Genomic DNA, 25304 nt, shown 5'->3' with positions numbered 1-25304 from the left:
TGCAACGACTGGCTGATATTCAGGGCAAATCGAGCTCAACAACCCCCACCAATCACTATCGTGCTGCCATGCGGCATCACCATGATCAATGCTCTACATGGGGCAACGCCTCGGGTCCGCGAGCACATTTGCGACGCGACGAGCGGCTGTGCCGCAGGCCGTGCACAATGACACCGCATCATCAAGATGAACCGCGCCGATTACAGGCTGTCGCGGCGTTGAGCGACTACAGCATTCTGCCGCCACTCAGCCACGTCAGACCAAGAACTACTGCGATCCCGAATGTCGTCATCGCTGATGTGAGCACGACGAATGACAGGCCTTCGCTCAGACGCGAGGGAAGGTTGGGGGCGGGGGAAGATCTCATGCGCATGTACCGATGACGTCGCCGGGCAAACCGACCCGTAAACATTTATGTGACACGCGCCTGACGGCTCAGCTTGCCGTCAGACGAGCGTTCGATCGCCGCATGGACGTTGCTCTGGTCGAACAACAGCGGCCTATCGATTATCACGACCTGGCCGCAGCTAGGGATTAGAACGAAATCTTAAGGGCAGGGCCTTATCCGAACCGATCGACGTTCATTTCTGACCGTCTTGGGGGAGTGCGGTCGTCATGCTCGAATATCCTTTGATCAGACCCTATCCCCCGCGCCTGAGCATGATGACCGCGGCGCTCCAAGCGATCGAAGATCATGGCGTGTATAGCAACGGCGGCCCGGTCGTTCGCGGGTTTGAGCACGATATCACCCGCCGCCTGTTCGAAGGATCAGGTAACAGCCTGGCGGTAGCTAATGCTACATTGGGGCTGATGCTCGCGCTTAAGCGGGTGCAGTTGCGGTCGAAAAAGGTCGGCGGGCTGGTACTGATGCCGGCATTCACCTTCGCAGCCACTGCTCATGCTGCGCAATGGGCGGGACTGACGCCGTTAATATGCGATGTTGATCGCGATGACTGGGTGTCCAGCGCGCGCGCGGAGGAAGAGCTCCTGCGCCGCTTTGATAGCCGCGTCGTGGCAATGCTTCCTTATGCGACCTTTGGCGCCGACATCGATCTCGACCGTTACAACACGTTGGGCAAAATGCACGGGGTGGACGTGGTCGTCGATGCCGCAGCATCGCTCGGCACGACCAACGCCCGCGGCACCAATTTTGGTGCCGGGGCACCGTTCGCTGTCGTCTATTCGATGCATGCCACCAAAACTTTCGCGACGGCCGAAGGCGGCTTGATCCACAGCGCGGATATCGCGCTGATCGATGAGCTTCGGCAAATGGCCAATTTCGGCTTTGGTGCCGAGCGCAGTGCCAGCTTGCCAGGCTTGAATGCCAAACTGCCTGAGGTGCTTGGTTTGTTGGCTCAGGCAAAGCTCGACGAGATCGAGGAGGTTTGCACGCACCGCGCCCTGCTTGGCGATGCATATCGCCAAGGTCTCGCAGATATCTGCGGCGGACAGCGCCCCACCAGCGCGCGCCAGGCGCTGCAATTCTGGCCGATGCTCATTCCAACCGACCTTAGCGCGAAACGCGAGCAGATCGTCAGCGAGCTTGCCGCAAGGGGGGTTGGCGCTGGCCAATATTTCAGCCCGCATCTTGGCCAGCAAAGCCACTTTCAAGAGACCGCGCTGATCGGGCCTACGCCGGTGGCCGACGAGATTGCCGCCCGGATGGTATCTTTGCCGATCACCGATGCGATGACGGTCGCTGACGTCGAACGGATCTGCGAGCGCGTTCGATCGACGATCCGAACGCTGCGCAACACGTTGGTCCCAAAGAAAGCCGCGCCCGCCAGGCGTCCAATTGTTTCGGCGCTCCTTATCGGGGGCGGCCCGGCGGGCACCGCGCTTCTGACCGCAGCGAGCAAGCAGGGGAGACTTGTCGACCTTGCGCGCAAGGGTTTCACGATCGTCGAGCAGGGAGCCGGGCTGGGAGATGGCGCGCTTGGCGGCTATGCTATTCGATCGGACAGCACTGCGGACACCTTCCTCTCGGCGGTTCGTGATAATATTCATCCCGAAATCGCCGCTCTGATGGACCATCCTGCTGGGCGGTTGATGGCGAAGTCGGCCGATGCGCTTGGCGCACCGCTGGTCGACGCCGGCTGGCTGCTGTCGGTGACAGGCGCGCGTCTCAAGGCCATCGTGGAGGAGCATGGCGGCCGCGTGCTGATGCAGCACCGCGCGCAATCCGCGAGGCGCATGGCAAACGGGATGTGGCGCACCATGATTTCCGACGCCAGCGGCGCTACGCACGAAATGGTCTCGCAACACATCGTACTGGCAACCGGCGGCTTCCAATGCTGGGCCACGCTGGCATCGACCCCGGTTGCAGGCGCGCGGCTCGACCAGCTTGCGGGCGATCGGCTGGTCGCCTCCGATGCCTTTCTCAAACTAGGTGGCATCAACGAGGTGCGCGCACGGACCGCCAAGGTTCGGGCGCCGCGCATCGCTATCGTCGGCGGTTCGACCAGCGCACTGGCGTCGGCGATTCTGCTGCTCAAGGCGGATCCGGCGCTGGCGCTTGGCGCAAATGCCATCACCATCCTGCATCGCCGCCCCCTTCGACCCTTCTATCCGTCCGTCGAGGCTGCGCACAGCGATGGCTTTAGCGACTTTTGCGATGACGACATCTGCCCCGTCAGCGGCTTTGTCTATCGCCTGACGGGATTTCGTCTCGAAGCTCGCGAGCTTGTGCTGCGCATGCTGGGAATCGGCGGCCGCGCGCCCGATCCACGGGTAAGACTGTATCAGATCGATGGCGAGCACGATGGCGAGGCACAAGCAGTGATTGAGGCCGCGGACATCGTGATCGGTGCGACGGGCTATAAGCCTAATGCCTTCCCACTGTTCAACGTGGATGGCACGCCCATCCCGCTGGCGTGCCAGCAGCCGGGTGGAGGGCCGCTGGTCGACCGCTATTGTCGCGTGATCAATGCTCAGCTTCAACCCGTTCCTGCTGCTTATGGGATCGGGCTTGCCGCCGGCTTTCGACCGTGGGGACCGCTTGGCGGCGAGCCAAGCTTTCGTGGACAAGCGAACGGGTTATGGCTCTGGCAGAATGATGTGGGGATGCTGATCGTGGATGATCTGCTCAAGGACGCGCGGCGGGCCGTCGCATGACCAGAACGCAGAAAATAGCGCACGCGCCTATGACGCTTGAGGATTTCCGGTTTTCGCTGGGCAACGGCAATTGGGAATATTTTGCCCGCACGGGCGTTTCGCTCGACGATATCTACGCCTCGACCGCCGACTGGGCAGCCGCGCTCGAAGGTGTCGACCGGCCATGGCTTTGCTGGAACGTCAATCCCGACTGGAATCTGGTGCAGCAGCGCATGGTAAAGTCGGTTGGCTGGACCCCGGTGGTGGGCTTTGATCCGCGGGTGGGGCCTCCGCCGGTAGAGCCGGGATCGATCCTGATTGACTTCAACGCCAGGTTGAAACTGCCGACGATGTGGATGCCGTTTCCGATGGAGTTCGTTCACCGCTTCGCACCGCGCATGGCTTTCTGGCACGCAGATTTGCTCATTCCCGAGCAGAAGATGCGCAGGATCGCGGTGATGTTCGAAGCGCTGCCGGATGGCCACGTCATCGCTGCCAAGCCCGATACAGGGATACGCGATGTCTTCAATGCAAAGGGGCGCCGCTATTGGGATCTGGTCGGTTGCACCACGCGCGCGGCCAGCCAGGATGCCTTTGACAAAGGCGCGGGCTGGTGGATGAGCTTTGCTAATCACCCATCGAATTCGCCGGAGCAGCGAAAGCGTCGCGCAGCTTATTTTTGGGATACTGGCACCGGTATTCACTACTGGCACAAGCAGCTCGGAGGTCAGGTTTCCACGATTCCCGAGGCCTATGTCAAAGACGGCCATTTCACCGGCATCGGACAGAAGCAATATCATCGGGTGTCGCCGCGCAATCACAAGCGCGATCTTACGAGAGAATTGTCGCTGAACTATCACCTCGTCGACTGCTGCCGCCAACTAGGTCTCGAAGAATATCTATAGAAAGCCGGCGCTGAGTCCGGGCGGAAACACCGCCGACGGCTGGAGCATTGCCGGCATCGCACGAGCCTACGTGCTGGCTGAGGTCATCGACAAATTGATCGTCGCCCGAGACAACGCAAATCCTTGAGCCGGCGGCGATACGGTGTCGCAGTGATCCGCCCGACCCGGCCGGCCAATTTTGCCTGACCAGTGAGGATCAGGCCCGCCGCGCGGGCCTCCCATAGATCATAAGCGGCGTTTTTCTGAGCGAATGATCTCGGCTTCACGGTTTTCTTGCCGCCGTGACGTCCGTCACGCGCACGACTCGGTCACGCGGGCCATTCCGGTCGCCGCCGGGGCGTGGAACCCGGATCGATTGTTCGGGGAAACGTCCGCCAGGCTCGACGGGGCTCCCGAGACGGCAGCTTGATCACTCCACATGAAGGTTCGAGAAATGGCTAGCACAACCGAGGGCGGAGCCGAGCTTAGCCGGAAGGCCAGACGCGATCCGAAAATCATCCGATCGGTAATGCGCGAGACCGGAATAGCAGCCGGCCCGGTCGCGTCCCATTCGCGCAACGAGAACCTCACCATCAAGCGCGTGTACGCCGAGACGAAGCCGCGGCCTGATGGAACCGAACCCCTCACCTTCATGCCGGTAATATTGCATCAGGCCGTTCTCTGGCTGACGAGCGGCGGCCTGCGCGACCGCGAGACGGGCATGCCGCTGTCGTCGGAGTTCCAGACGCCCCGCAGCGAAGCCAGCCCCGCCGTCCCGAAGGTTTGCGGCCCGCACCGCAGCGCCAGCCACGGCGTTGGCGGCATTCTCTATTCGCTCGCGCGGCTGGCGCGGCTCGGCATCAAAGATGATCGCGCGATCGCATTTGCCAACCAGGCTGCCAACTGGCTTCTGGCGCACGCCACTGCCGGCGATCAGGTACGGGGGCTGTATTTCGGAGAGGCCGGCGTTGCTTTGGCGCTGCTTGAAGCTATTCGCGGCGGCCTGATCGACGACGGGCATTGGGTCCGTCCCTATCTCTACCAAACTTTTAGCGGCGAGCTTGGCTGTCCGGACCTGATCCAAGGCGCGGCAGGACAAGGTGTTGCTGCGCTCCAGGCTGCGCATCTGTCCGCCATGTCTGGCCCGGTCGGTTTTGCCGATCGTTGCGCGGATTTCCTGGTCGCTTGCCAACGTCGAGATGGAAGCTGGAGCTCGCCCGAAAACGTGATCGCGACGGAGAGGCGCGACTCCGGTTTTGCTGATGAAACCGCAGGTATTGCCTATTTCCTGGCGGTTCATGCACGACTTCGTGCCAGCGAGACGTCGGCTGCGGCCGCGGTGCTCGCCGGAGACTGGTTGCTTGCGCAGTGCGACCCAAAGCTGCGGTCGCACGCGACCGCAGGTCGGGAGTCCTGGCCATTATGGTGTCATGGAGAATGGTCCATCGTGACGGCGTTGTTGGCGTTGCACGAACTGACTGGCGACGCTCGTTGGGCTTGCGGCGTCCGATCAATGCTGCTGGACATTCGCCCGGAGCAGGTTCGGCAGGCCGATCTGAGCCAATGCCTTGGTCTGGCTGGGCTCGCAGAGATTTACCTTGAGGCGGCACGAGTGCTGCACGATGATGTGTGGACCAGCCGCGCACATGAAATTGGCGCAACCCTGGCAGGACTGCGACGCACGCAGGATCACATGACCAGCTGGGTCATCGAGCGCACTGATCATGCCACTGCGGAGATAATGATCCGCTCGGGAAGCATCGCACATTGCCTCGGCCGCCTGCATGCGGGCACCGGCACGCGGCTTGGTATGCCCTTGTCGATCGATGTCGACATCGTCCTGCCCACAGCCCCTTTGCGCCGTGAGGCGCCAGCCGGACAGGAGGGCTGAACCATGTCTTTCGTTGTTGTCATGGGCGGCCAGGAACTGGCGGTCGGCCACCCGGTCGATCGACTTTCAGCCGCGCGACTTGCTTTTAGAACGGGCGTGACCGGAAAAGGCCTGGAAGACGCGACGAAGCGCTTCACGGCTCAATTCATGCAACGCCTCGGACAGAGGGTATCGTCGGAGCAGATCGCGACGATCGTCAAGGCGGAACAAGCCCGACAGCATGGGCTTGCATCGTGCCGCGCCGGAGATAACGACGCTGCGACACTGTTTCTGGCGCATGCCGAAGCACTGTGTGACGAGGCTGCCTTGTCACGCCATGCGCGTCTAGCCGCCTTGTCTTTCCAGCTCGCAGCACAGGCCTACGTTCATTATCGGCGACGCAATCGGGCCGAAGCGATCAGCGCGCTGGAGAGTGCGATCGTGACCGCCTGCGAGCTGGAGGCCATTCATGGTCATGATATGGAGTTCCAGCGCGTCCACCTTGCACGCAATATATTGCGAGTGCGGGCCAGCACTCCAACGGATCGCACCGTTTTGTTCGATATTGTCGGACTGCTTCATTACATTGGAGGCGACCGCTCTCGCTGGCCCCTGCCGACAGCTCAGAACCTCGGCAATCCGACCAATTTGTCGGAATCTCAATCAAGCTGGGCGATCGATGAATTGCTCCTCAATCTCGCATTGCCAGCAATCGATATAGGCTCTGCAGGCGGGCTGCTGCCATCTTTCATCAAGGCTGAGGGCTTATCTCAGACAAAAAATTGGTGCCGGGCAATTTCAAGCCTGCGCGCGGGCGAGCTCCAGCATGCAATCGATGATGCAACGCTTTTCTTCGAGGAAGGGGGCAGCCGTCTGGTCCAGGCCGGGCAATATCTGGATGGTCTGCTTGATCAGGTCGGGATCCAGATCGACGGATGATCCGCTTTGTTCATGACGCCGTTGGTCTAAGAGCGTTTCTATTGTCCGCCAAAACTCGGCAAGCGGCGATAACACCGCTTTTGCACTTGCGTCGTAACGCGCGAAACCCTCAGATGATGCCCGGGGCTGGGACGCTTTATCGTGAGGCGGCGGCATCGCCCACCCGCAAGGGAGTCGGCGGTATGGGCCATGAACAGATCGGGCTGTCCGCATCGCACGGGACAGCGTCGTCCGGACGCGATGAACGCTACCGCGCGTTCATCAGCTATAGCCATGTCGACGAACATGCCGCCGCTCGTCTTCATCGCTGGCTGGAGAGCTACAGGCTGCCGCGCACTGTCGTTGGTCGATCGACCGCGCGTGGGGAGATAGGCCGAAAACTGTCCCCGATCTTTCGCGATCGCACCGAGTTTCCAGCTTCGGGAGACCTTCACGAGGAGGTAACGTCAGCGCTGTCCGCTTCGGCGTGTCTGGTTGTCTTATGCTCGCCGGCGGCGCGCGCATCACGCTGGGTCAATCAGGAGATCGCGCTCTTCCGCTCGCTTCATCCTGACCGCCCGATCCTTGCCGCGCTGATCGATGGCGAACCCGCAGATGCCTTTCCCCCAGCACTGACCCAGCCGGGGCCAAATGGTGTCGTGCGCGAACCGATAGCCGCTGATTTTCGCCGTCGGGGCGATGGCGCAAGGCTCGCCCGCCTCAAGATCGTCGCCGGCATTGCGGGCCTGGCGCTTGACGAGCTGGTCCAGCGCGATGCGCAACGTCAGCTTCATCGCGTTGCTGCCATTACCATCGCATCACTAGCTTTGGCGGTTTTGCTGCTCACCATGCTGATCTTTGCGATCAATGCCCGTAATGAGGCAGATCGTCAGCGGCAGCAGGCCGAGGGACTGATCGAGTTCATGCTGACCGACCTACGGTCCAGGCTCCAGGGTGTGGGCCGCCTCGATATATTGGGATCAGTGAACGAGCGCGCGCTCGCTTATTATGGCGAGCAGGGCGACCTGACACTTTTACCCAGTGAGTCGCTCGAACGGCGTGCCCGGGTGCTTCATGCGATGGGTGAGGATGATCACCGCCGCGGGGATCTAGCGGGTGCGATCGCCAAGTTCAGAGAAGCGCAGCGCGTCACAGGGACGTTGTTGGCCGCAATACCCAATGACCCACCGCGCATCTACGCGCATGCACAGTCAGAGTTCTGGCTGGGCTATACCGACTTTCTTCGGCACCAGCTGGCTGCCGCGCAACCGCACTTTGAGCAATATCTGCAGCTGGCCCTTCAACTGACGACGATTGATCCAAACAACGTCGCTTATCAGCGCGAGGTCGGTTATGCTGAGGGCAATCTATGCTCGCTGAACCTCGTGCGAAGCGCGGATGCAACGGCAACCTTGCGCTCGTGTCGGGCTGCGCTTGAGACAATGCGGGACGTAGCTGCAGCATCGCCTCGCGATCTGGGGGTCCAGCTCGACCTCGCCAACCGCTATGCCTGGCTGGCAGACGCCCTTAAAGCGGGCGGTCGAGACGATCAGGCCCTGGACCAGCGACGCAGGCAAGCGGCGATACTGGATAAACTCGTCGCAGCCGATCCCAAGAATGCCAGCTATCGGCAGGACTGGATCCTGTCCCGATATGCGATCGCCACCAGCTTGCGGGATTTGGGTGAGATGAGCGCATCCTTGCGCAGCGCACGCGAAGCGCGCGCCGCCATCAGCCAGCTGACCGCGGCAGATCCCGATAATGTGGACTGGCATCGCTGGCGCAGTCGGATCGAAAAGACCTTCCCGCAAACCGCCAAGGAGAATTGAGCATGTCACGTTGCCAGTTGGTGCACATACCGATTGCACCCACACCGCCGGTCAAGGGACACTGCGAGAAAAAGGTGCACTTTGAAGTCTCGCTGAGCGTCACGGAAGGCCGGGTTCATCTCGATATGCGCCAGGCGGGGGGAAAAGACCCAGCATTCATCGCAATCGAGGCCGATTGTGAGGTCGTCGTTGAGCTCAAGGGTGACCAGCTCTTTTTTTCGAAGGAGTATGATGCGATCACGATGAAAGGCGATTATGCCGCTTATTATGGCGGCCTCGTCTATGACGATTATGATCGCAAGAAGGACCGCTACCGCATTGTGCGCTTCCACGCGCTTTTCAATCGCGGCGGAAAGCTCGGCACCAGCCACCCGTTCAACATCAATGTGGATCTTCACCAGCCGGGCAGCAAGCTTGAGTGGATTCCGATATCGATCGATCCTGATATCAAGAATCCGCCACCCTGGCCGGTGTGATGGCGCCGCTGTCGGCGGCCGAGAAACCAAAGTCCGACGGTTATGCGTTGAGAATGGCTGGTAGCGTATCATGATCCCTTCGACCCTGAGGACCGTTCAGCATCTCGCTCGAACGGGTGACACCGAGCAGGCGTGGCGCCTGTTCGAATCAAGCGGAATCGCGCAGGTCGTCGACAACGCCGACGTTCTGAGCGTCAAAGGCCGGCTGACCAAGGACAGGGCGCTCAAGGCGCTCGGGGAGGAGCGCGCGACCCTCTTTGGAGAAGCGCGCTCTGCCTATTTGTCGGCGGCGGCATTGCGACCGGCCACATATCCGCTGATCAATGCCGCGACGATTGCCTTATTCGCAGGACATCGGGCCGAGGCTGAGCAAACCGCCGGGCAGATATTGGAAATGCTCGAAAGCGGTGCGCACGAACCTGAAACGGATTACTGGCTTAAGGCTACGCGCGCCGAGGCTTATCTTTTGCAGGGGCGGGTTGACGATGCGCGCGAAGCTCTGGCTCAAGCCATTCGCGCCGCGCCGTCCGCCTGGGAGGATCATGCCTCGACCCTCCGGCAATTTCGACTGATCCTTGACTGGCTGAAGGCACCATCGGACTGGCTCGACGCTTTGCGCCCGCCACCGAGCCTGCATTTCAGTGGCATCATCCACCTGCCGTCCGATCGCGACGGTGTGGAAAGGGAGATCGAGGCGAGCCTGGCGGAGCTGGCTCCGGGTTTCGGGTTCGGTGCGTTGGCGGCAGGGGCCGATATCATCACAGCAGAGACACTTGTGCGCGCTGGCGGGGAGTTGCACATCGTGCTGCCGGCGCCGATCGATGTGTTCCGTCGCGATTCTGTTGGCGTTTTTGGTTCGCCATGGATCGCACGTTTTGATCGCCTGCTCGATGAGGCTGCGACCGTGGAAGTCGGGCCAGACATCGATGACGTGTCCGAGGCCGGCATCTTTCTGGCCGATCAAATGGCGATGGGTCTTGCGATCCGCCATGCGCGTATTCTGGAGACGCGCACCTGCGCGTTAAGAGTAGGCACTGTGACGTCAGACCGGAACGCGGCGCGCCAACTCGACGCCGCCTGGGAGGCGCAGGGCCTGCCTATCCACCGTCTTGATATCAGTCGGTCAACGACCAATCGCGATACGATCCCGGCGCTGGCGAACAGCGCCTTTCTGGCGGTGACCTCTCAGGCGGCGGCGGATGCGCTCGTAGGGGCGGGCGGTGTCATCGTTGACCAGCGCGAGCAGCCGATCGTCGTGCGTTTCCTGGATCCGGTAAATGCTGTGCGAGCCGCTTGGGATGTTGCAGCCGATCACAATGTTGCGATCGCAATCGACTATGTCGTCTTTGATCCGTCGTCTGCCTATCAGGATCATCACGACAGGATCAGGCTTATCGCGCGAGCCGCACCGTCAGGCCGTGTACTCTTGTCGCGTGCCATGGCCCTGGTCCTGACGCTGCAGACATCGGAGTTCGGCAATGAGAACTTTGGCGAAATCGCAACGGCGCATGGGGATATCGCGCTTCACATTTTGACGATGCGCTGATGGGTGCGCCTTGATCGCGCCACTTCGGACATCTGTTCCAAATCTGAGGATGGAACCCGATATGGAGCATGGTGCAGCGCGTGATCGCGCGGGCTCACCATGCCCTTAGACACCCCTGCGCCAAAGATGGGCCGCTGCAAGAGATGATCGCCGGGATCGTCGACCTAAGGCCGCGCGAAGATATTCAGATTGGCGCCGATGCGCAGATGAACGAGGAAGATTTGCGTCCTTGGGAAACAACGCGGGACTATCGTATCCACTTTGGACACGCCCCAATCCTGCCTGCGATTGATCGCTTGGGTTGACGCGCGCTTCTCTCATCCCGCCGAAAGCTAATAGCCCGCATCGAGAGCAAGATGATAACGCGTAGATTTGAGAGCGCCGGCGACGGTGAGAAGGCGCTTCTTAACAAGATCTTGTAGGTCGCGCGTAGCCGTGGCGCGGGCAGCACCACTAATGCTGATATAGTTCGCGGCGCTGAGCCCACCCGTGAAGCCGTCCGGGCCTTCGCGACACATCCGTTCGATCACGCGCTCCTGCCGTTCGTTGATCGCACCGCGCGCGCGGTCATAGAATTTCGCTTTCGCAATCAGGAAGTCGATCAGGACTTGCGTGGTGTCGAGCGCGTCGAGCACGATTTGCGCGAAATATGTCAGCCAGCCGGTGATCTCGACGCCCTTATTGTTTGCCTCGAGCGCATCATAATAGGCTGGGCGCTTCCGTTGAATGACATGGGACAAGGCCAACAAGGCGGGTTGGCCTATGGCCTGGGCAAGCGCCTTGACCGCAAGCGCTCGCGAAATCCGCCCGTTGCCGTCCTCGTAAGGGTGGATGCTGACGAAGTAGAGATGCGCCAGACCTGCGCGCGTAAGCGGCGGCAATGGCTTATCTCCATCCGGCGCGCTGCTCGCGAACCATTGCAAGAAACCAGCCATCTGCACGGTCATTTCGGCGGATGGCGGAGCCTCGAAATGGACCTTGGGTTTATGTATCGGTCCCGATGCCACTTGCATGGGATCGTCATGGCTCCGGTAGGTGCCAATGTCCTTGATGTCCGTGCGTCCGCTCGCGATCATGCGATGCCAGCCGTGCAGGCTGTCATGGGTGAGCGGCGAGTCATAGTGCCGATAAAGATCGACCATCATATTGGCGATGCCGCGCTCGGTGGGCTGGACACGCCGATTGCCGGTGGTCAGCCCAAACTGTCGGAGGATCGAAGACTGAACGCTGTCGCGGTTCAGGATTTCGCCTTCGATTTCGGACGTCTTGAGCGCCTCGCCCGTCAGCACCTCAATGGTGATGGAGCGATGCACATCGGCATCAAAATGCCTGACCGAGCCGATCTGGACGCCAGCGCGAAGCAGGAATTGCGCTTCGAGCATTGCCAATGCGGAACTATCCCAGCGGAGGGCGGGCCAATCGGGATGCTGCCAATTCCATACCATGAGCTAAAAGTGCCATTCTTATAACTCAGATATTGGCATATTTTGAGGTATAAATCCAATATGCATGCCTCATAGCGCCACAATCCTGCCTGCGATCAGCCGCCCTTGCCGAGCGTCAAATAATAACGTGTGGATTTGGGCGGGCCAGTGGCGGTGGGAATGCGCGCCTCAATATGGTCTTGCAGGTCGCGTGGGCCGTGTCGCGCACGGCGGCGCTGATGCTGACATAATTCGCGGCACTGAGGGTCCGGTTGTGAAATCAGGGATAAGCATTTCGGCGCAGAAGATTGCCGCCCATTGCAACGAGTATAATGGCCTGCGAAACGTCGATCCGCTTCTCATAGTCCCGGACCAATCGGCGCGATATAGTCAAAGGTCCGCTCCACGACCCAGCGCGTCGGCAGCACCTTGAAGCCCTGCTACTGATCGCTGCCTCGGACGACCTTCACCACGAAGTCCAGATAGCTGGCCTTGCCTATGAGCTTGAGGCTAGTAGGCGCCATCGCCAAAGAGATGCTTACCCAGGGCCAGCGCCTGCGGACGCAATCGAGGATGGTCTGGGCGCCGGCGCTGTCCGAAATATCTGCAGTGGTCAGGTTGACCATCAGCAACCTTCCAGCGGTATCGGCGGCGATGTGTCGCTTGCGCCCGACAATCTTCTCCAGCGTCGAATCCACGCTCTTGCGCCGAGGGCGCCTTAGCCGACTGGCTGTCGATCACCGCCGCGCCCGGACTGGCCTCTCGCCCTTGGCGCTCGCGAGCATCAGTTCGATGTCGTAGATCGTCTGAAACAGGAACCGGCGCGCCAGTTCCCGAAACCAGCCATAGACCGTCTGCCAAGCACCGAAATGGACCGGCAACATGCGCCAACCACAGCCAGAACGGACAAAATAGCGCACGGCGTTGATCACCTCGCGAAAGTCGACTTCACGTGGACGCCCTCGATGACCGGGCTTGGGCATCGACTGCGCCAAGCGATCCCACTCCTCGTCGGTCAGATCGCTCGGATAGCGCTTCGTCTCTCTGGCAATCCGGGCCATTCGCCCCCGGCTTCGCTGCGTCCACATGCAAAGCCTGAATCAGCCACACGCCAGTTGCGCAACCCCATCAGCTGATTGTCCAAACAGCCTCTAAGCTAATACCGGGGTAAGATGCGAAATTGCCTCTTGCTCAGTGATATTGCTCCAATTTGGGATAAAGTGGCTATCTTGCATTTGAATTCTAGTTAGGAAGATGGCACGCCGCCTTCAGATATAAAAAAGGTGAGGCATGTCTATCTTCGATCGCATTGTAGGTGTGTCGCTACAGCCTCTTATCAAGGCAACTGGCGCAGTTGTTAATGCTATTTTTCTTGGGCCGATCAGAATATCAAAGCCGCGCGACTTCGGCAAACCCATCGGGAATGCTCCCTTTGCGACGAGCCACTTTCCCCCGACGAGACGTCATCAATGTGTCCAAGCTGTCGCCACTGGTGAAGAGTTGTCAGTGTGGTTCCAATCCGCCATTAAGTCGAGGGCAATACCTGCGCGGAACCACTAGAGCGGGCTTGAATCGTGAAGGTCACCGCGATTTGCAGCGGCAACGATCGTTTGCGGCGGACGCTGGTTGTGACACCCTCTTCAATTCCGCGTCACATGCCGGATCGATAGTAAGCGTTCCTAACCCCCGATATCGTTTGATACTGCCCAATCGGCAATCTATGCTGCGGCACAGCATTTTGGTTGGCTTGCGAACGCAGATTGGCAGCCTCCCTTCGATAGCGGGGTCTGCGAATGACACGGGTGGCTTGTTTGGATGGCCTTCGGGGCTTGGCCGCCCTGTGGGTGTTGGTGGGTCACACAATGATCCTCACCGGGCTTCGCTTGCCGATCCTCGCCCAACCAGATCTTGGCGTCGATCTTTTCATCCTGCTGTCAGGGTTCCTGATGGTGTTCCAATTTCACCTTCGCGAGACGAAGGAAGATTGGGGTAAGCCAGCCACCTGGGCGTCTTTCTGGCTGCGGCGACTTTTCCGTTTAGCGCCGCTCTTCTACGTCCTGCTGATCCCCGCATTGTATTTCGGACCTGCGATTTTCGCCGATAGGACGCTCATCGATAATTTTCTCGGTGCGGTACCTCAGGCTCCAGCGCGGTACCTCGATGCAAGCATCACGAATATCGTGGCGCACATCACGTTCGTGTTTGGGCTGCTCCCTGAGTACGCTTATCGTACGCCGTTGCCGGACTGGAGTCTCGGGCTTGAGATGCAGTTCTACGCCGTCTTCCCTTTAATAATTTTGCTGCAGCGACGGATCGGATGGATAGCGACTGGCATCATTCTCGCGCTCGGATCCATTGCAGTCGTTTTGGCACTGAAGAGCGCAGGCGTGCATTATCCAATGCCGTCTTTCCTGCCGCTTAAAATGCACCTGTTTCTATGCGGGATGCTGATTGCCGCCGCTCAGAAAGCAAGCGGTAAGATGTTGGTTGCCGAGTTCGCCCTGGTGGCGGTGCTGGCTGTCCTGCCCGTGGGTGAGGGAGACCTTAAGCACCGGATCGTACGGGAGCTTCTGGTAGTCGGGTTCTTCGGCCTGGTGCACTGGCAGCGCGTCGTGGTGATCAGATACGTTTCGAATGGACTTGGGTCGGCCCCGCTGCGCTGGCTGGGCGACGTCTCATACGGCGTCTACCTCATCCATCTGCTATTACTTCATCGCTTCGCTGCATGGGCGATTGATGCGTTCGGGCAAGGCTTGAGCCCGCTTGAGCGGTTCGCCGTGGTGTTTCCGGCCGTCGCGGTGCTGAGCTATGCCCTTGCCTGGATTGGATTTACGCAAATCGAGGAGCGCGGAAACGCACTCGGGAAACGCCTGATAGGCCGTTTTTTCAATCGGAACGCCGGCCGATCTACGAGCGCTGAGCAAATCGCGGCACCCTAGCAACCAAGCCGATCCTGGTAGCGATTGCCAAATCATGACTCCGAGTTTCGAATCTGATCAGGATCATCCGAGGTCGATCAGGACTGGCATCACAAGCCGCAAAGCCCTCTCTATATCTTTGAAGGATCTTGGCCCGCGATTGAGACGGGGGGCGCCGATCAGAAGATCAATTCCTTGAGCATTCGGGGCGCCTGGACCGTCATCATCTGGCCGTCGCGCTTTACAATCCCGCGGCGCTCGAGCGCTGTAATCGCGCGCGAGGCAGTCTCGCGCGACGTGTTTGCGCCCATTGCCAGCGCTGTGACCGTTGGGACCAGACTGATGATATTATCGGCGTCAACGAGGCGCATCAGTTCGGAGTAGACGCGTCCGGCCGCGGTCAAGGTTGCACGTGCGGCCATTCGATCGAGCGCCATATCGAGTTGACGGGCGAAAAGCCGGCTCAGTCCATAGGCGACCGACGCATGATCGGCCGCAACTGCCGCGATGGTCGAGGTCGCTATCCGCAAGACCTCGGTGTCACCACTCGTGATGATGTCAGCGCGATGCGTGGTGACGTCGGGATAAGCACCAAAGACCTCCCCTGGACCATGATAGGCCAGCTGCGCGCGCTGGCCGTCGCAACTGATCAATTGGATCCGCACGCTGCCGTCCAGAATGAGCCAGCAATGTTCCGACGGGTCGCCTTGATGCGCGATCACCACATTGTGTGAAAATGCGGTGTGGCTCATATCCCTGACAAGATTTGACGCAATAGCATCATTGCAGCCGAAGACGGCTGAAACAGCGCTGCGCCATTCCTCTTTGAGCACGATGCCGCTCCCCCGTCCGCCACTATATCAGCGAGGCTACCTTGTGGGAAATCAACTATCGCCACTCCGGTCGGATTGCGATAGCCCAGTCGAGACTTTCCTGCAGCATGGCAAGAATCCGTGACCGTCATCACGGACGCACATGAACGGGGCTGGCATCGGTGCAATGCGACCCAAAGACCCCGGGGCGACCGGCGGTCTCACCTGCCCGGCCTTCCCGATTTTCGGGAAGGCCGGGCCTCCTTCAAACGAGCCGAAAATCTTCTCGGCCCAGTCGTCGCGCAAGTGATGACGAGCATGCTCGATCACAAAGGACGTTTTGCTCATTCGGCGATCTGATCTGCAATCTTTGCTCGGGACGCGGGGCGATAATCCGCGCGACGATAGGGCCGGCCCCGCTTCACCGTCATGATTATCGCTCGAATGTTGCCAATATCGATCGAGGGGTCTTGCGACAGCACAATGAAATTGGCGAGCTTACCAGACGCAACCGTTCCCATTTCATCGATTTGCCCGGCCGCCTGTGCGCCCACCAGAGTGGCTGCGCGGATCACCTCGAGGGGCTTCATGCCGACGTCTCTGGTCAGATAGAAAAGCTCGTCATGGACTTCGGGCCATAAAGATGAGAGATCGGTCTCATAGTCGGTGCCTGTAGAAATCGGCACGCCGGCGCGAACAGCCTGGCGCGTCAGCCGGATCGTCTGGCTGGCATTGCAGCGAAGCGGGCGACGCTGCGGTAGTGTTCGACGTTGCGCCTCGGCGCGCACGAACAGGCTGCCGGTCGCGTCGATAATCGTGCCCTGCCGCCGCATGGCTTCGTAGAGGCGACCAATCACCGGGTCGTCATCGCCTTTGGGCAATGCCGGACTGACGGCAATGCGACGTTCGTAGGCGGCCGGCATGACCGGCTCGAGTTCGTAAGCGAGATAGCAGATGTGGCTCACCACCTCTGGGCGAGCGGCAACAATCTCAGCGGGGCTTGCGGGGAACACCGCTCCATGTGCCCAGACGTGCATATGTTGGCGACGCGCTTCGGAGGCGATCGCGTTGACCTGAGGTCCATCCAGATCTGCATAGATTTTAATCGCGCTTGCCCCGGTTCCTCGTGCGATAGCGACAGCCTCGCGCAAGTCGGTCCTGTTATCGACGGCCTGCATCCAGGGCGCAGTGCCGGGAATGTAGCCAGCGCTGACCGCAGCGGCCCTTGCATCTGCAAAGAAGGATGGACCCGCCATCACTGCTGCGAAGACGATATCGGGTGAAGCAATCTCGCCCGCACGCGCCGCGCGCGCCAATTCGGCAACCGAGCGCAAGTCGTCCGCCATGTCCCTGACCGCCGTCACGCCGCCGTAAACAGCACGGCTGAGCCTGGCCATCGCTTTTGCCGGATCTGGTGGGGTCGCCAGATGGACGTGGCTATCGATCAGCCCGGGCATGATGAACTGGCCGGAAAGATCGATGCGACGGGCGTTTCGAACGTGCACATCTGCGATTTGCCCTCGCGATGCTATGGCGATGATCCTCTCGCCTCGAACAAGAATATCCTGATGGGGACGGGGAGGGGATCCGGTGCCATCTATCAGCGTCGCATTCGCATAGAGCGTGAGTGGCTCAGCGCGGATCCCCTCGCTACCGGCCGGCAGGCTGGCCAATGCCAGGATGATTACGAGAAGGTTTTGAGATGTCCGGAGCATGCCAATTGATCTGAGCGATCGGTGCCCAAATCAATGGGGTACGTTTACATTTGAAGGCTCGCGCGTCGACCCGCCGCTTAAGTCCGCTCAGCCCTTCCGATGAAAAGATGCATTTAAGCTTGGCGTCCTTCCATCGCGTCACCAAGATCTTGTCATCTCGCCCAAAGACAGAAAAGAATAGCTTGAAAATTTTCACCCTGCTCTCGCGCTGACGGTCCGGAAGCACCGCATATCCGCCGATTATCGAGCCGCTCGACGATGAATTGGCTATATGAGCACTGCGGACACAAAGATTTGCACGGATGTTATGGCCGCAGGCGGAAAATTGATCAGGCATTGATGATGAACGAGGCGATAAAGACCCTGCTCATTGAGGATGAGGATGATATTCGCTTTGTTGTCGAAATGGCGCTCGGCCGACACCCGGAATTTGACGTTACGACCTTTACGAACGGCCTTGAGGCGCTGGAAGCGTTACACGGGACCACTGACGTCTTTGACCTTGCGCTCATAAACGTCAATCTTCCGGCTATCAGTGGGCCAGAAGTCGCCAGTCAGCTGTCAGACCTGCATTGTTGCTCTGGCATTCCCGTTATTTTTGTAACGGCAGTCATACACGACCGTGACAGCGCAAAATTGAACGGCGATAACGTCACCGGTGTCATCTCAAAGCCGTTCAACGCACTGTCTCTCGGGGACGACATCAAGGCCCTGATCGACCGCGGGGGCTCTGCGAGCGCCGCGGCGATTTAAGCCAACCACCGAAGCCGAGCAGACCTTTTCGCTTCTTCGAGATTGCCAGGAGACAGAACCGCCTCTGTCGCCTGTATACAGCAAGGCGTCTCCACGTCCGGTGCCTTTCCTGAGCATGGCTGTCGCCATTCCGCGACGCGAGAGCGGCAATATCACGCTGGACAAGCAGCGGCGGCGCTCAACGGGGGTCGAAACTCCCTTTGTCACAAGGAAGGTCTTGCCCGCTGCAGTTACTCTTATTCTTGACGTGGCGAACTTGGACCAGGCCGCACCGCTTGCACCGTCGGATAACGCGACGCGGATTGAACGTCGCAAACCGGACGGTGAAGCGATGCAGACCAAAAGAGCATAGAATACGCATTCGCAACCCTTATTTCAGGGCGCATTGCAAAGGCGTTAATGCCTCGCAGATGCCGAGAGGCCGTTAGCAGGTGCCAACGGTGGGTCGGATGAGACGTTCGAGCGACTGCTTATTATGTCAGCCATATCTGCCGCCGCGATCTGCGTGCCGAGATGCTTTGCGCGAGCAAGACCCATGACGAACCAGGTGCATTAACGACCCGCTCACCAATTCGATTGCGGAGATGTTGAGGCGCCGAAGGCTAGGACGATGCTGTAGCAATCGATTGGGGAAACGATGCCAACACAGCAAGATCCGGCAGGCGCTGAGCCGACAAAAGTGGATCAGCGTCACGGCGCGAACCGACGCTCAGCCACTTTGCTTGAAGATTGGAGCGAGCAGGCGGCCGTCGCAATCCGAACGGCTTTGTCTGGCCGCCGTCGCTAGGCCTGCGCGCTGTGAGGCGGCGATCGCTACGTCGGAGCGGCCACCTTAAACGTTTTCCAAAAGTTGAAGAGTGCCCAGCAGGGCTCCGCTGAATGTCGCGGCCCCAAAACAATCTGCTGGAAGATCAGAACCACAATCGACCGCCGCGAGCAACCGATGGCTCGACAGTCGCAACAACATCCTTATCCTTGACCGGGAGACGCTCGCTGATTTCGCGCGTTAGCACTACCAGGCCGAACACGGTCACTCGGGAGAGGATATTCGCGCATGACGATACCGTGGGACATTCCTGCCACGCTACGCACGGTGAGCAGCGACAGCGCCGAACTCACTCTGCGGCAAGCCATCGAAGCCTTTCGCGATCTGCCCGCCACTGAACAACACGAAGCCGAGATCCTTTTCTATTTCGAGCGAGAGCGTGGGCGCATTGGCCGGGATGCCATCGAGAAATATGTCGAACTTCTCGAATGACGTCATACCGCTAAGATTAGACCCTTCGTCCTATCTCCAAAGAATATTCTCAGCGCCACGACCATGGCTGCCAACGACTTTTGGGCTCGCGTTCTGAGGCTGATGGCGCGTCGGCCGGTGTGAGACGCTACCTTGGGCAAGCGGCTTTCGTGCTCTCACATTTCGCGCATCGGCGCCTCAGCACGTTGCGCTCGTGAACGCCGGGGTACGTTGAAGACCCGCTGAGCAATCCCTAACCATTTTTTGCAGAGTTCTGCCAATCGTTCGTTGGCAAACTTATCCGATAGTGTCTCGGAACGATTATCGCTCACGCATCGTTTCGCTTCGGCAATGGACTATGCGGAGACTGTCTGTGGTAACGACCGGGTCGAAAATGGCGAGCCGAGTGTCTGGACCACCTCTTCCCCGAAACCTTATCGATCCCCTCATATCGTGGGCGATGACCAAAGAGAATCTGGAAGAACTTTGGGTGCGTAGCACGACACAATGCGTACACGATCCCAACCTGGTCAATATATCGCTCGTCGTACTGCTCAACGGCTGGGACAAAAACACACGCGAGGCGCGAGCGCGGGCCCGGGCGACGTGGACCAAAGTTGCAGAGCGATGGGACCGCGAACTCTCCAAAATGTCGGCCTGTGATGTCGAGATCGAAATGCTGCACATCACCGATGGAGATCAACTTCGACAGATGGCGCAATTTGGTACGCGGCTCTTTGTGGCCGTCTAGGATCAGCCAAGAACCTCGTGATGTGAAGCGACTTAACTGAGCCCGGCAGCCGCCAGCCATTGGCTCCACGAATATTGGAGGTCGTCCTTGGCCTGCGCGCGTGAGGGTGCCTCGCCGGATGAGCGTATGAAATCTCCGATCCTTACCGCTTCGATTTCCCATGCCCATTGATTATTGATTGTCGTCAGCTTGACGATCGAACCGATGCAGATTGTGCCGCTGAATGCGAGTTCGGCCTCCCGCATACCGACGTCGGCCACCCAATATAGCTTCGTCATTACGGGAGCTCCCGCGGCCCGCTGTACAAGCAGGCAGTTGATAGAGCGGGTTCGTAATGTCGAAACGGTCTGCCGACAAAACCGCCCAATTTTTCGGGCTTGAATGTCATATTAAAGAATCACCTCCCGCCAACCGGCCATAATTTGGCTCGGCAACCTTCTCGATGTCCTGAGGACGAGAACATCATGGCTGATGATCAGCGTCTATAACTTAGCGCACGTGCAGAACGAATGGTCAGGCGGTGAGACCCTTCGCGTGGGTATGGGGGGCCATAGCCGCAGATAGCTGCCGTCGCGAAGGGACTCAGGTTAGATATTTGCTGTTAACAGCCCTATCTCAAGAGCCGCCGGCGCCTTAAAAATCATGGCCTTCACGCCGGAGAGGTCAGCAATGGCGCCAGGCTTGAGCAACGGCCTGACACGATTGCCGGCTGCACGGCGCGAGATACGACCTACTTACCGCGTCGTGAGGATGGTCTCGGATGCGGACGGATCAGAACAGCAGCCTCATAGCCTTCCGGTCCTGACCGACGAGGAGGCCGACCAGAGGTCACGTTGCCGCGCATGTGATCAGGAACAACCTATCGGAAGTCGCGCTTGGCCCGCTCGATAGCCTGGGCGGTCGGCGATGGCCTATCAAGATCGACGGTGAAGACAGCCATTCGACCGATCAGCTCGGGGCTTCCCAGATGGTTTTCCAGTCCGCGATACCAGCTCTTGTCGTTATAGTCGTCAACACAGATGGTAACGGGCCGGTTGAGACGCCGTGCTTCGCGAGCACAGGCGAGCGCACAGGCTATCCGAAACAGACCGTCGACCAGCACGAGGTCAGGAAAGCGGCCACCCAGTGTTGCGATGTGGCGCATGGGTGCCTCGGTATACTGCGCCCATCTCGCGCGCCGCGCGGGTGTAAGCTTCTTGAATACCGGATAACTCCAGTCGCGCGTGAGACCCAGATTAACGAAGATCATCGTATTCGGGGCGTCGGGTCCAATCTTTTGCTGAACGGCGCGTCCGTACCATCGGTCGCTTTCCACCGTGATGGTTTCGATCCCCATCGAAGCGGCAAGCACGGTCGATCCCCCCGAGCCGAACTCCAGATACAGCGCAGCCGAGCGCAGTCGCTCGACGAATGGCGCCAGAGCCGCTTTATCGAAATGCGGACGGTCCGGGACGTTGAAACCCCTTACGCGTTGCCTGAAAAGAAAGCGTGTCAAACGCCACGCCTTTCGGGCGACAGCGACTAGCCCCATGATAATTCCCCCTGGCTCCCGGCTGCCACATGTCTGAAAGGCCCCCACCGACCAGATCATGCGCGCGAATGCTCTCTACGATGTCGCATGGGCGAAAGAAACGCTTGATAAGCGTCCAGATCGCGCTGAGATCGCTTTGTGCGACGGCTATGCGCGAGCGGCCTCACCGTTGCCCTCACCATTTGTCGGGCGACCAGCGCCATCCATTTATGTGCCGGGCGGGCAACAACGCGCGAACAAGCTGATGCGCGGCCAGTTCATTTTCGTGATCCACCCGGAATCCGTGGCAGCTGGCATCTGTCCCAGCATGAAATAGTTATAAAGTTAACAATCGTTGACAAGCATGACTCGCGCCAAGCCTATAGGGGGGCGGGTATCGCGATCAGGGAAAGCGGCGGCGTGGGGCGGCATCGTCTTGCGCGACCCTCGCCTGGTTGACGAACAGGGGGTGAAAACAGCCGATGTGGTCGAGCGGACTGAAGATGAGCTATGCCGGAGCGCATGCCGCGCTTCCGCGCGCGATCACGGACGCTCTGGTATCCTGGGCGATGGCGAAAGAGTGCATTGAGGAACTGTGGGTGCGCCGCCTTGATGGCAATGTCGCCATCCCGCGTAGCCTCGACGTATCGCTTGTCGTTTTACTCAACGGCTGGAACGTTGAGGAGCGTGTCGTGCGCGACCGGATCCGCACGACGTGGCGCGAAGTCGCCTCGCGATGGCGCCGCGAACTCCGCGGCCTGGCGGTCCGCCGCATCGAGATCGAGATGCTCCATATCGGAAATGATGCAGACTTAAATGAGATGTCGCATAGCGGCTACCGGCTGTTCGTCGCGGTCTGATCGGTCCGCATCTACTTGCAGCGGGCCGGACGCCGGACGCCCTCAGTCAGCCAGACCAGGTTCGACACATTCCCGGCGAGCGATAGGTCTCTCCTCACGGCGAAGTCGCACACGCCACGCGAGGCCTCGGCCACTAAGGCTGATGCTGTCGCAGGCGTACAAGACAGCTGTGGACAATCCTGTGGATCATCAACAATTGCCGTTTCGACCACAGGTGGCCGACACAATCCGCAGGTTGACCCGGCGGAAGATGGAGCCATCTTCCGCCGGATCTTTTGGGCTGATGCAAAGGGGTTGGGCATCAGCCGGGGGGGCCTCGATATTAGCGTAGACTGGCGATTCGCGATTCGCGCGCACCCAAGCCATCTAGTGGAATAATTTACACGATTGAAGTCCACGTGGCCAGTGTCGCGACGAACAATACTATGCGATGCTTAACATTTCTGTAGAGCACAAGACGAGTCACCAATCCTCAAATCATTGATCTCACGAGATGATCGTCGCTCTTATAGCGATGACCAGCTGAGAGTTGCATCAATTGCATTTAGGCCATCCCCGATTTTGGCCGTGTATCGGCTCCGACGGCAGCAGCATTGTCACATGGTCGATGATGGTAATCGACGAGATTTTGCAGCGAAGTCCGAAACACGGGGTCAGCGTGGGGTGCCGAACCGCGTTCTGCACCCATCTGCTTGCGATCTCGCCAGATCGTGGTTGGATAGGATGGCAGACCGCATTCGATGCCCGAGCGCGCAATGTGCGTCTCGTGCAACTGTGGATTTATCCAAAAAAGTTACGGCTTGGTGGTCACCGCGACGTCACCCTGAGACCACAACCTGCTCATGGACATCTAATGCCCTCAAATCGGCTCTCAAACGTTCAAGCCCGGCAAGCCGGGTTTCTTGACGCACGTCGTGGCTATCCGGCCAACCCCCGAACGTATCGCGACGAGATGCTGGGTGCTTACGAGGAAGGTTATCACGCCGGGCTTGTTACCCGCGAAGCTGACGATCGTCGCCGCTTCGGGTCAGCGAAACCTGTGCGCACCTGATCAATGCCGCAGACAGACTGCCACTTTGTTCAGTCAACCCTCTGATAGGGTCGCCCGGTATGATCATTGATCCATACAACACACCCGTGCGTGTCGAAGTGGATCATCTCGCGGTCATGATAGGCAGCGCCAGCCTCCCAGGCATGATAAAGCTGCTCCTGATCTTCATCGATATACGGGTTGAACAGCTCAACTGATCCAGCGCCATCGGCAAATGCCGCATAGCCTTCCTGAAAGGCATTTAATTCGGCGGCGCTCTTGCGGTCGTCCAGGCTCAAAGGCTGCTCCTATTTCTGCAGTCACTCCCAGCCATTCAGACATCTTCTCTCCATCATCAAATATAGGGAATGCGAACGGCGGTAGCAATTCAGCTGAAACATCCCACGCGAAAATGGCGCCATGCCTTCGCGCTGGGCGACGGTCTGCTTCGGGAGCATATCCACGAGATTTCGGTCAGCCACGTCAATGCAACCGGCAGGCCGGTCCGTTCGAATGCGCCGGGGGAACCGATGCAATCTCAATCTGGCAGTGAGGCGGACATTGCCACCGGCCTCCTCGCATCGTCACGTCCGACGCCTGAGCGACCATATCAGACCGGATATGCTGGTGATAAGGGCAGCGAGGGCGGTGATAAAACTGACATCAAGCGTAAACATATCAGCGACTCCTTCGAAACCTAACTATCCTATATGGAACATTGTAGGAAAGCCGATTATCCATGTTTCAGTTTCGAGGCGCGCTAATTCGACGAATGTCTTACGCTAAGTCGCGAAGATGCTGCGCTTTTACGCGCCGATGATGAAATGCCTTCACCAGCTAGTGCTAAAAGGCTGGCATGCTGAGGACTCCTACCCTCCGTCAGGCGAACGGCACTCTCATGACGAGCGATCTGATCATTGAGGGCAGCCATCCCGTCGGGCAACCCCGATCCGCTTCCCAAGTCTGCTGTGGCCACGCTGGTGCGTCCCGGCGCCATATCGACCGCGAGAGGCGCGATCGCCTGCGAGCATATTTACCGGCCGACTTCGAGCGACTTTGCGTGCTCTACAGCCAAGATGCGGTGCGATGGATCGCCACGATCGAAGCAGCTATTGTCGCTCGCAAGACTTGCGATGCGGCTCAGGCAGCTCACATCTTGAAGGGCGACTCATTTCAGCTGGGAGCCGAACGACTGGGTTTTATCGCGCACCGGATCGAACAATTGGCCTCAATGGAGCCGCAGGACAGGACAACGCAACTGCGTCTTCGCGGTCTGGTCTCGCAATTGCGCGCCGTCCTCGACCGCAGCCTGACATTGCTGTTAGAGGGAAGTCGATCCGCGATCGGATCTGCCGCGTCGGCGTCCTGTCCTGCCACGCATAGCGCGACACCTCACTCATGTTCGGACGTGATCGACACGGGCCAAAATCGGTACGATCGTCGTCGCTCCGCCGGCGCTCCTGAATCTGGGCAGGCTGGCAGCCAATCCGAAGGTCGTCATTCGCCAAACTCTGCGGATCTTTGAGCGCGCGGCCGCCAGCGTGAGCGGCATCGCGCGAACGGCGACCACACCGTCATTCCAAATGAGAACTGGTAAATGTGCCATTTTATGACACAGCCGCCGAGAAAGCAGATCGCGCTGGCCAGCATTCGTCTGCATAGACGCCTCAAGTAGCGC

The 25304-nt window shown here is 59.4% G+C and carries 22 protein-coding genes and 2 pseudogenes; 16 read left to right on the top strand and 8 right to left on the bottom strand.

Annotated elements, in window-relative coordinates; all coding sequences use genetic code 11:
- The first annotated feature begins 615 nt into the window (after positions 1-615).
- The 8 genes from EOD43_RS18270 (at position 616) to EOD43_RS18235 (ending at position 10921) form a co-directional block, all read left to right on the top strand.
- Positions 616-3114, top strand: a complete 2499-nt coding sequence (locus tag EOD43_RS18270) for a DegT/DnrJ/EryC1/StrS family aminotransferase (RefSeq protein WP_127745487.1) — start codon at positions 616-618, stop codon at positions 3112-3114.
- Entirely contained in the window at positions 3111-3998 is an 888-nt protein-coding gene (locus EOD43_RS18265; RefSeq protein ID WP_164857324.1) for a hypothetical protein, read from the top strand. Before EOD43_RS18270 ends, EOD43_RS18265 begins: the two co-directional genes overlap by 4 nt.
- A 433-nt stretch (positions 3999-4431) precedes the next feature.
- Positions 4432-5868 (top strand): lanthionine synthetase LanC family protein, encoded by a 1437-nt coding sequence (locus EOD43_RS18260; RefSeq protein WP_164857323.1) that lies wholly within the window; start codon positions 4432-4434, stop codon positions 5866-5868.
- 3 nt (positions 5869-5871) lie between these two features.
- A complete protein-coding gene (locus tag EOD43_RS18255) occupies positions 5872-6786 on the top strand; it encodes a hypothetical protein (RefSeq protein ID WP_127745484.1) in 915 nt (304 codons plus the stop codon).
- Complete coding sequence (locus EOD43_RS18250) at positions 6783-8594, top strand: toll/interleukin-1 receptor domain-containing protein (RefSeq protein WP_240653336.1); 1812 nt, start codon at positions 6783-6785, stop codon at positions 8592-8594. The genes EOD43_RS18255 and EOD43_RS18250 overlap by 4 nt, the downstream gene beginning before the upstream one ends.
- Positions 8595-8596: 2 nt before the next feature.
- Entirely contained in the window at positions 8597-9070 is a 474-nt protein-coding gene (locus EOD43_RS18245; RefSeq protein WP_240653335.1) for a nucleotide synthetase, read from the top strand.
- A 70-nt stretch (positions 9071-9140) separates the two neighbouring features.
- Complete coding sequence (locus EOD43_RS18240; RefSeq protein ID WP_127745481.1) at positions 9141-10616, top strand: TRAFs-binding domain-containing protein; 1476 nt, start codon at positions 9141-9143, stop codon at positions 10614-10616.
- Between the two features lie 68 nt (positions 10617-10684).
- Entirely contained in the window at positions 10685-10921 is a 237-nt protein-coding gene (locus EOD43_RS18235; RefSeq protein WP_127745480.1) for a hypothetical protein, read from the top strand.
- A 27-nt stretch (positions 10922-10948) separates the two neighbouring features.
- On the opposite strand, the gene EOD43_RS18230 is transcribed toward EOD43_RS18235, so the two are convergent.
- A complete protein-coding gene (locus EOD43_RS18230) occupies positions 10949-12061 on the bottom strand; it encodes a Fic family protein (protein ID WP_127745479.1) in 1113 nt (370 codons plus the stop codon).
- 259 nt (positions 12062-12320) lie between these two features.
- Positions 12321-13128 (bottom strand): annotated as a pseudogene (locus EOD43_RS18225) (IS5 family transposase).
- 705 nt (positions 13129-13833) lie between these two features.
- On the opposite strand from EOD43_RS18225, the gene EOD43_RS18220 reads away from it, so the two are divergent.
- On the top strand, positions 13834-14979 hold the full coding sequence (locus EOD43_RS18220) for an acyltransferase family protein (RefSeq protein WP_127745478.1): 1146 nt from the start codon (positions 13834-13836) through the stop codon (positions 14977-14979).
- Between the two features lie 158 nt (positions 14980-15137).
- Here EOD43_RS18220 and EOD43_RS18215 read toward each other — a convergent pair whose 3' ends face one another.
- Positions 15138-15791 carry a Crp/Fnr family transcriptional regulator gene (locus tag EOD43_RS18215; RefSeq protein WP_240653333.1) on the bottom strand — a complete coding sequence of 218 codons (654 nt, stop codon included), beginning with the start codon at positions 15789-15791 and terminating at the stop codon, positions 15138-15140.
- Positions 15792-16114: 323 nt separating this feature from the next.
- The gene (locus EOD43_RS18210) at positions 16115-17485 is read right to left on the bottom strand and encodes an amidohydrolase family protein (protein WP_127745477.1); all 1371 of its coding nucleotides are present in this window, start codon (positions 17483-17485) and stop codon (positions 16115-16117) included.
- Between the two features lie 339 nt (positions 17486-17824).
- Between EOD43_RS18210 and EOD43_RS18205 the strand changes: the two genes are divergently transcribed.
- The 3 genes from EOD43_RS18205 (at position 17825) to EOD43_RS18190 (ending at position 20226) form a co-directional block, all read left to right on the top strand.
- On the top strand, positions 17825-18238 hold the full coding sequence (locus tag EOD43_RS18205) for a response regulator (RefSeq protein ID WP_164857322.1): 414 nt from the start codon (positions 17825-17827) through the stop codon (positions 18236-18238).
- 1054 nt (positions 18239-19292) lie between these two features.
- On the top strand, positions 19293-19496 hold the full coding sequence (locus EOD43_RS18195) for a hypothetical protein (RefSeq protein WP_127745474.1): 204 nt from the start codon (positions 19293-19295) through the stop codon (positions 19494-19496).
- 439 nt (positions 19497-19935) lie between these two features.
- Positions 19936-20226 carry a hypothetical protein gene (locus tag EOD43_RS18190; protein ID WP_127745473.1) on the top strand — a complete coding sequence of 97 codons (291 nt, stop codon included), beginning with the start codon at positions 19936-19938 and terminating at the stop codon, positions 20224-20226.
- A gap of 32 nt (positions 20227-20258) precedes the next feature.
- On the opposite strand, the gene EOD43_RS18185 is transcribed toward EOD43_RS18190, so the two are convergent.
- Complete coding sequence (locus EOD43_RS18185) at positions 20259-20504, bottom strand: hypothetical protein (protein WP_127745472.1); 246 nt, start codon at positions 20502-20504, stop codon at positions 20259-20261.
- Positions 20505-21085: 581 nt separating this feature from the next.
- Positions 21086-21721 (bottom strand): hypothetical protein, encoded by a 636-nt coding sequence (locus EOD43_RS18180; protein WP_127745471.1) that lies wholly within the window; start codon positions 21719-21721, stop codon positions 21086-21088.
- A 94-nt stretch (positions 21722-21815) separates the two neighbouring features.
- Between EOD43_RS18180 and EOD43_RS18175 the strand changes: the two genes are divergently transcribed.
- Positions 21816-22073 carry a hypothetical protein gene (locus tag EOD43_RS18175; RefSeq protein WP_127745470.1) on the top strand — a complete coding sequence of 86 codons (258 nt, stop codon included), beginning with the start codon at positions 21816-21818 and terminating at the stop codon, positions 22071-22073.
- A 166-nt stretch (positions 22074-22239) separates the two neighbouring features.
- On the top strand, positions 22240-22596 hold the full coding sequence (locus EOD43_RS18170) for a hypothetical protein (protein ID WP_127745469.1): 357 nt from the start codon (positions 22240-22242) through the stop codon (positions 22594-22596).
- Between the two features lie 1080 nt (positions 22597-23676).
- On the opposite strand, the gene EOD43_RS18165 is transcribed toward EOD43_RS18170, so the two are convergent.
- Entirely contained in the window at positions 23677-23925 is a 249-nt protein-coding gene (locus tag EOD43_RS18165) for a hypothetical protein (protein ID WP_127745468.1), read from the bottom strand.
- 69 nt (positions 23926-23994) lie between these two features.
- Here EOD43_RS18165 and EOD43_RS18160 point away from each other — a divergent pair, with 69 nt between their 5' ends.
- Together EOD43_RS18160 and EOD43_RS24255 are read left to right on the top strand one after the other, a co-directional pair.
- Positions 23995-24327 carry a hypothetical protein gene (locus EOD43_RS18160; protein WP_127745467.1) on the top strand — a complete coding sequence of 111 codons (333 nt, stop codon included), beginning with the start codon at positions 23995-23997 and terminating at the stop codon, positions 24325-24327.
- 155 nt (positions 24328-24482) lie between these two features.
- Positions 24483-24908, top strand: a pseudogene (locus EOD43_RS24255) (Hpt domain-containing protein); the annotation flags it as partial.
- 114 nt (positions 24909-25022) lie between these two features.
- Here the strand turns inward: EOD43_RS24255 and EOD43_RS24010 are convergent.
- Positions 25023-25286, bottom strand: coding sequence for a hypothetical protein (locus tag EOD43_RS24010; RefSeq protein WP_240653332.1), 264 nt, complete (start codon positions 25284-25286; stop codon positions 25023-25025).
- Between the last annotated feature and the right edge of the window lie 18 nt (positions 25287-25304).

Source organism: Sphingomonas crocodyli (assembly GCF_004005865.1).
In the GTDB taxonomy this organism is placed as follows: Bacteria; Pseudomonadota; Alphaproteobacteria; order Sphingomonadales; family Sphingomonadaceae; genus Rhizorhabdus; species Rhizorhabdus crocodyli.
The sequence above is the reverse complement of the archived record's forward strand: the minus strand, read 5'-3'. Positions and strand labels throughout refer to the sequence as shown.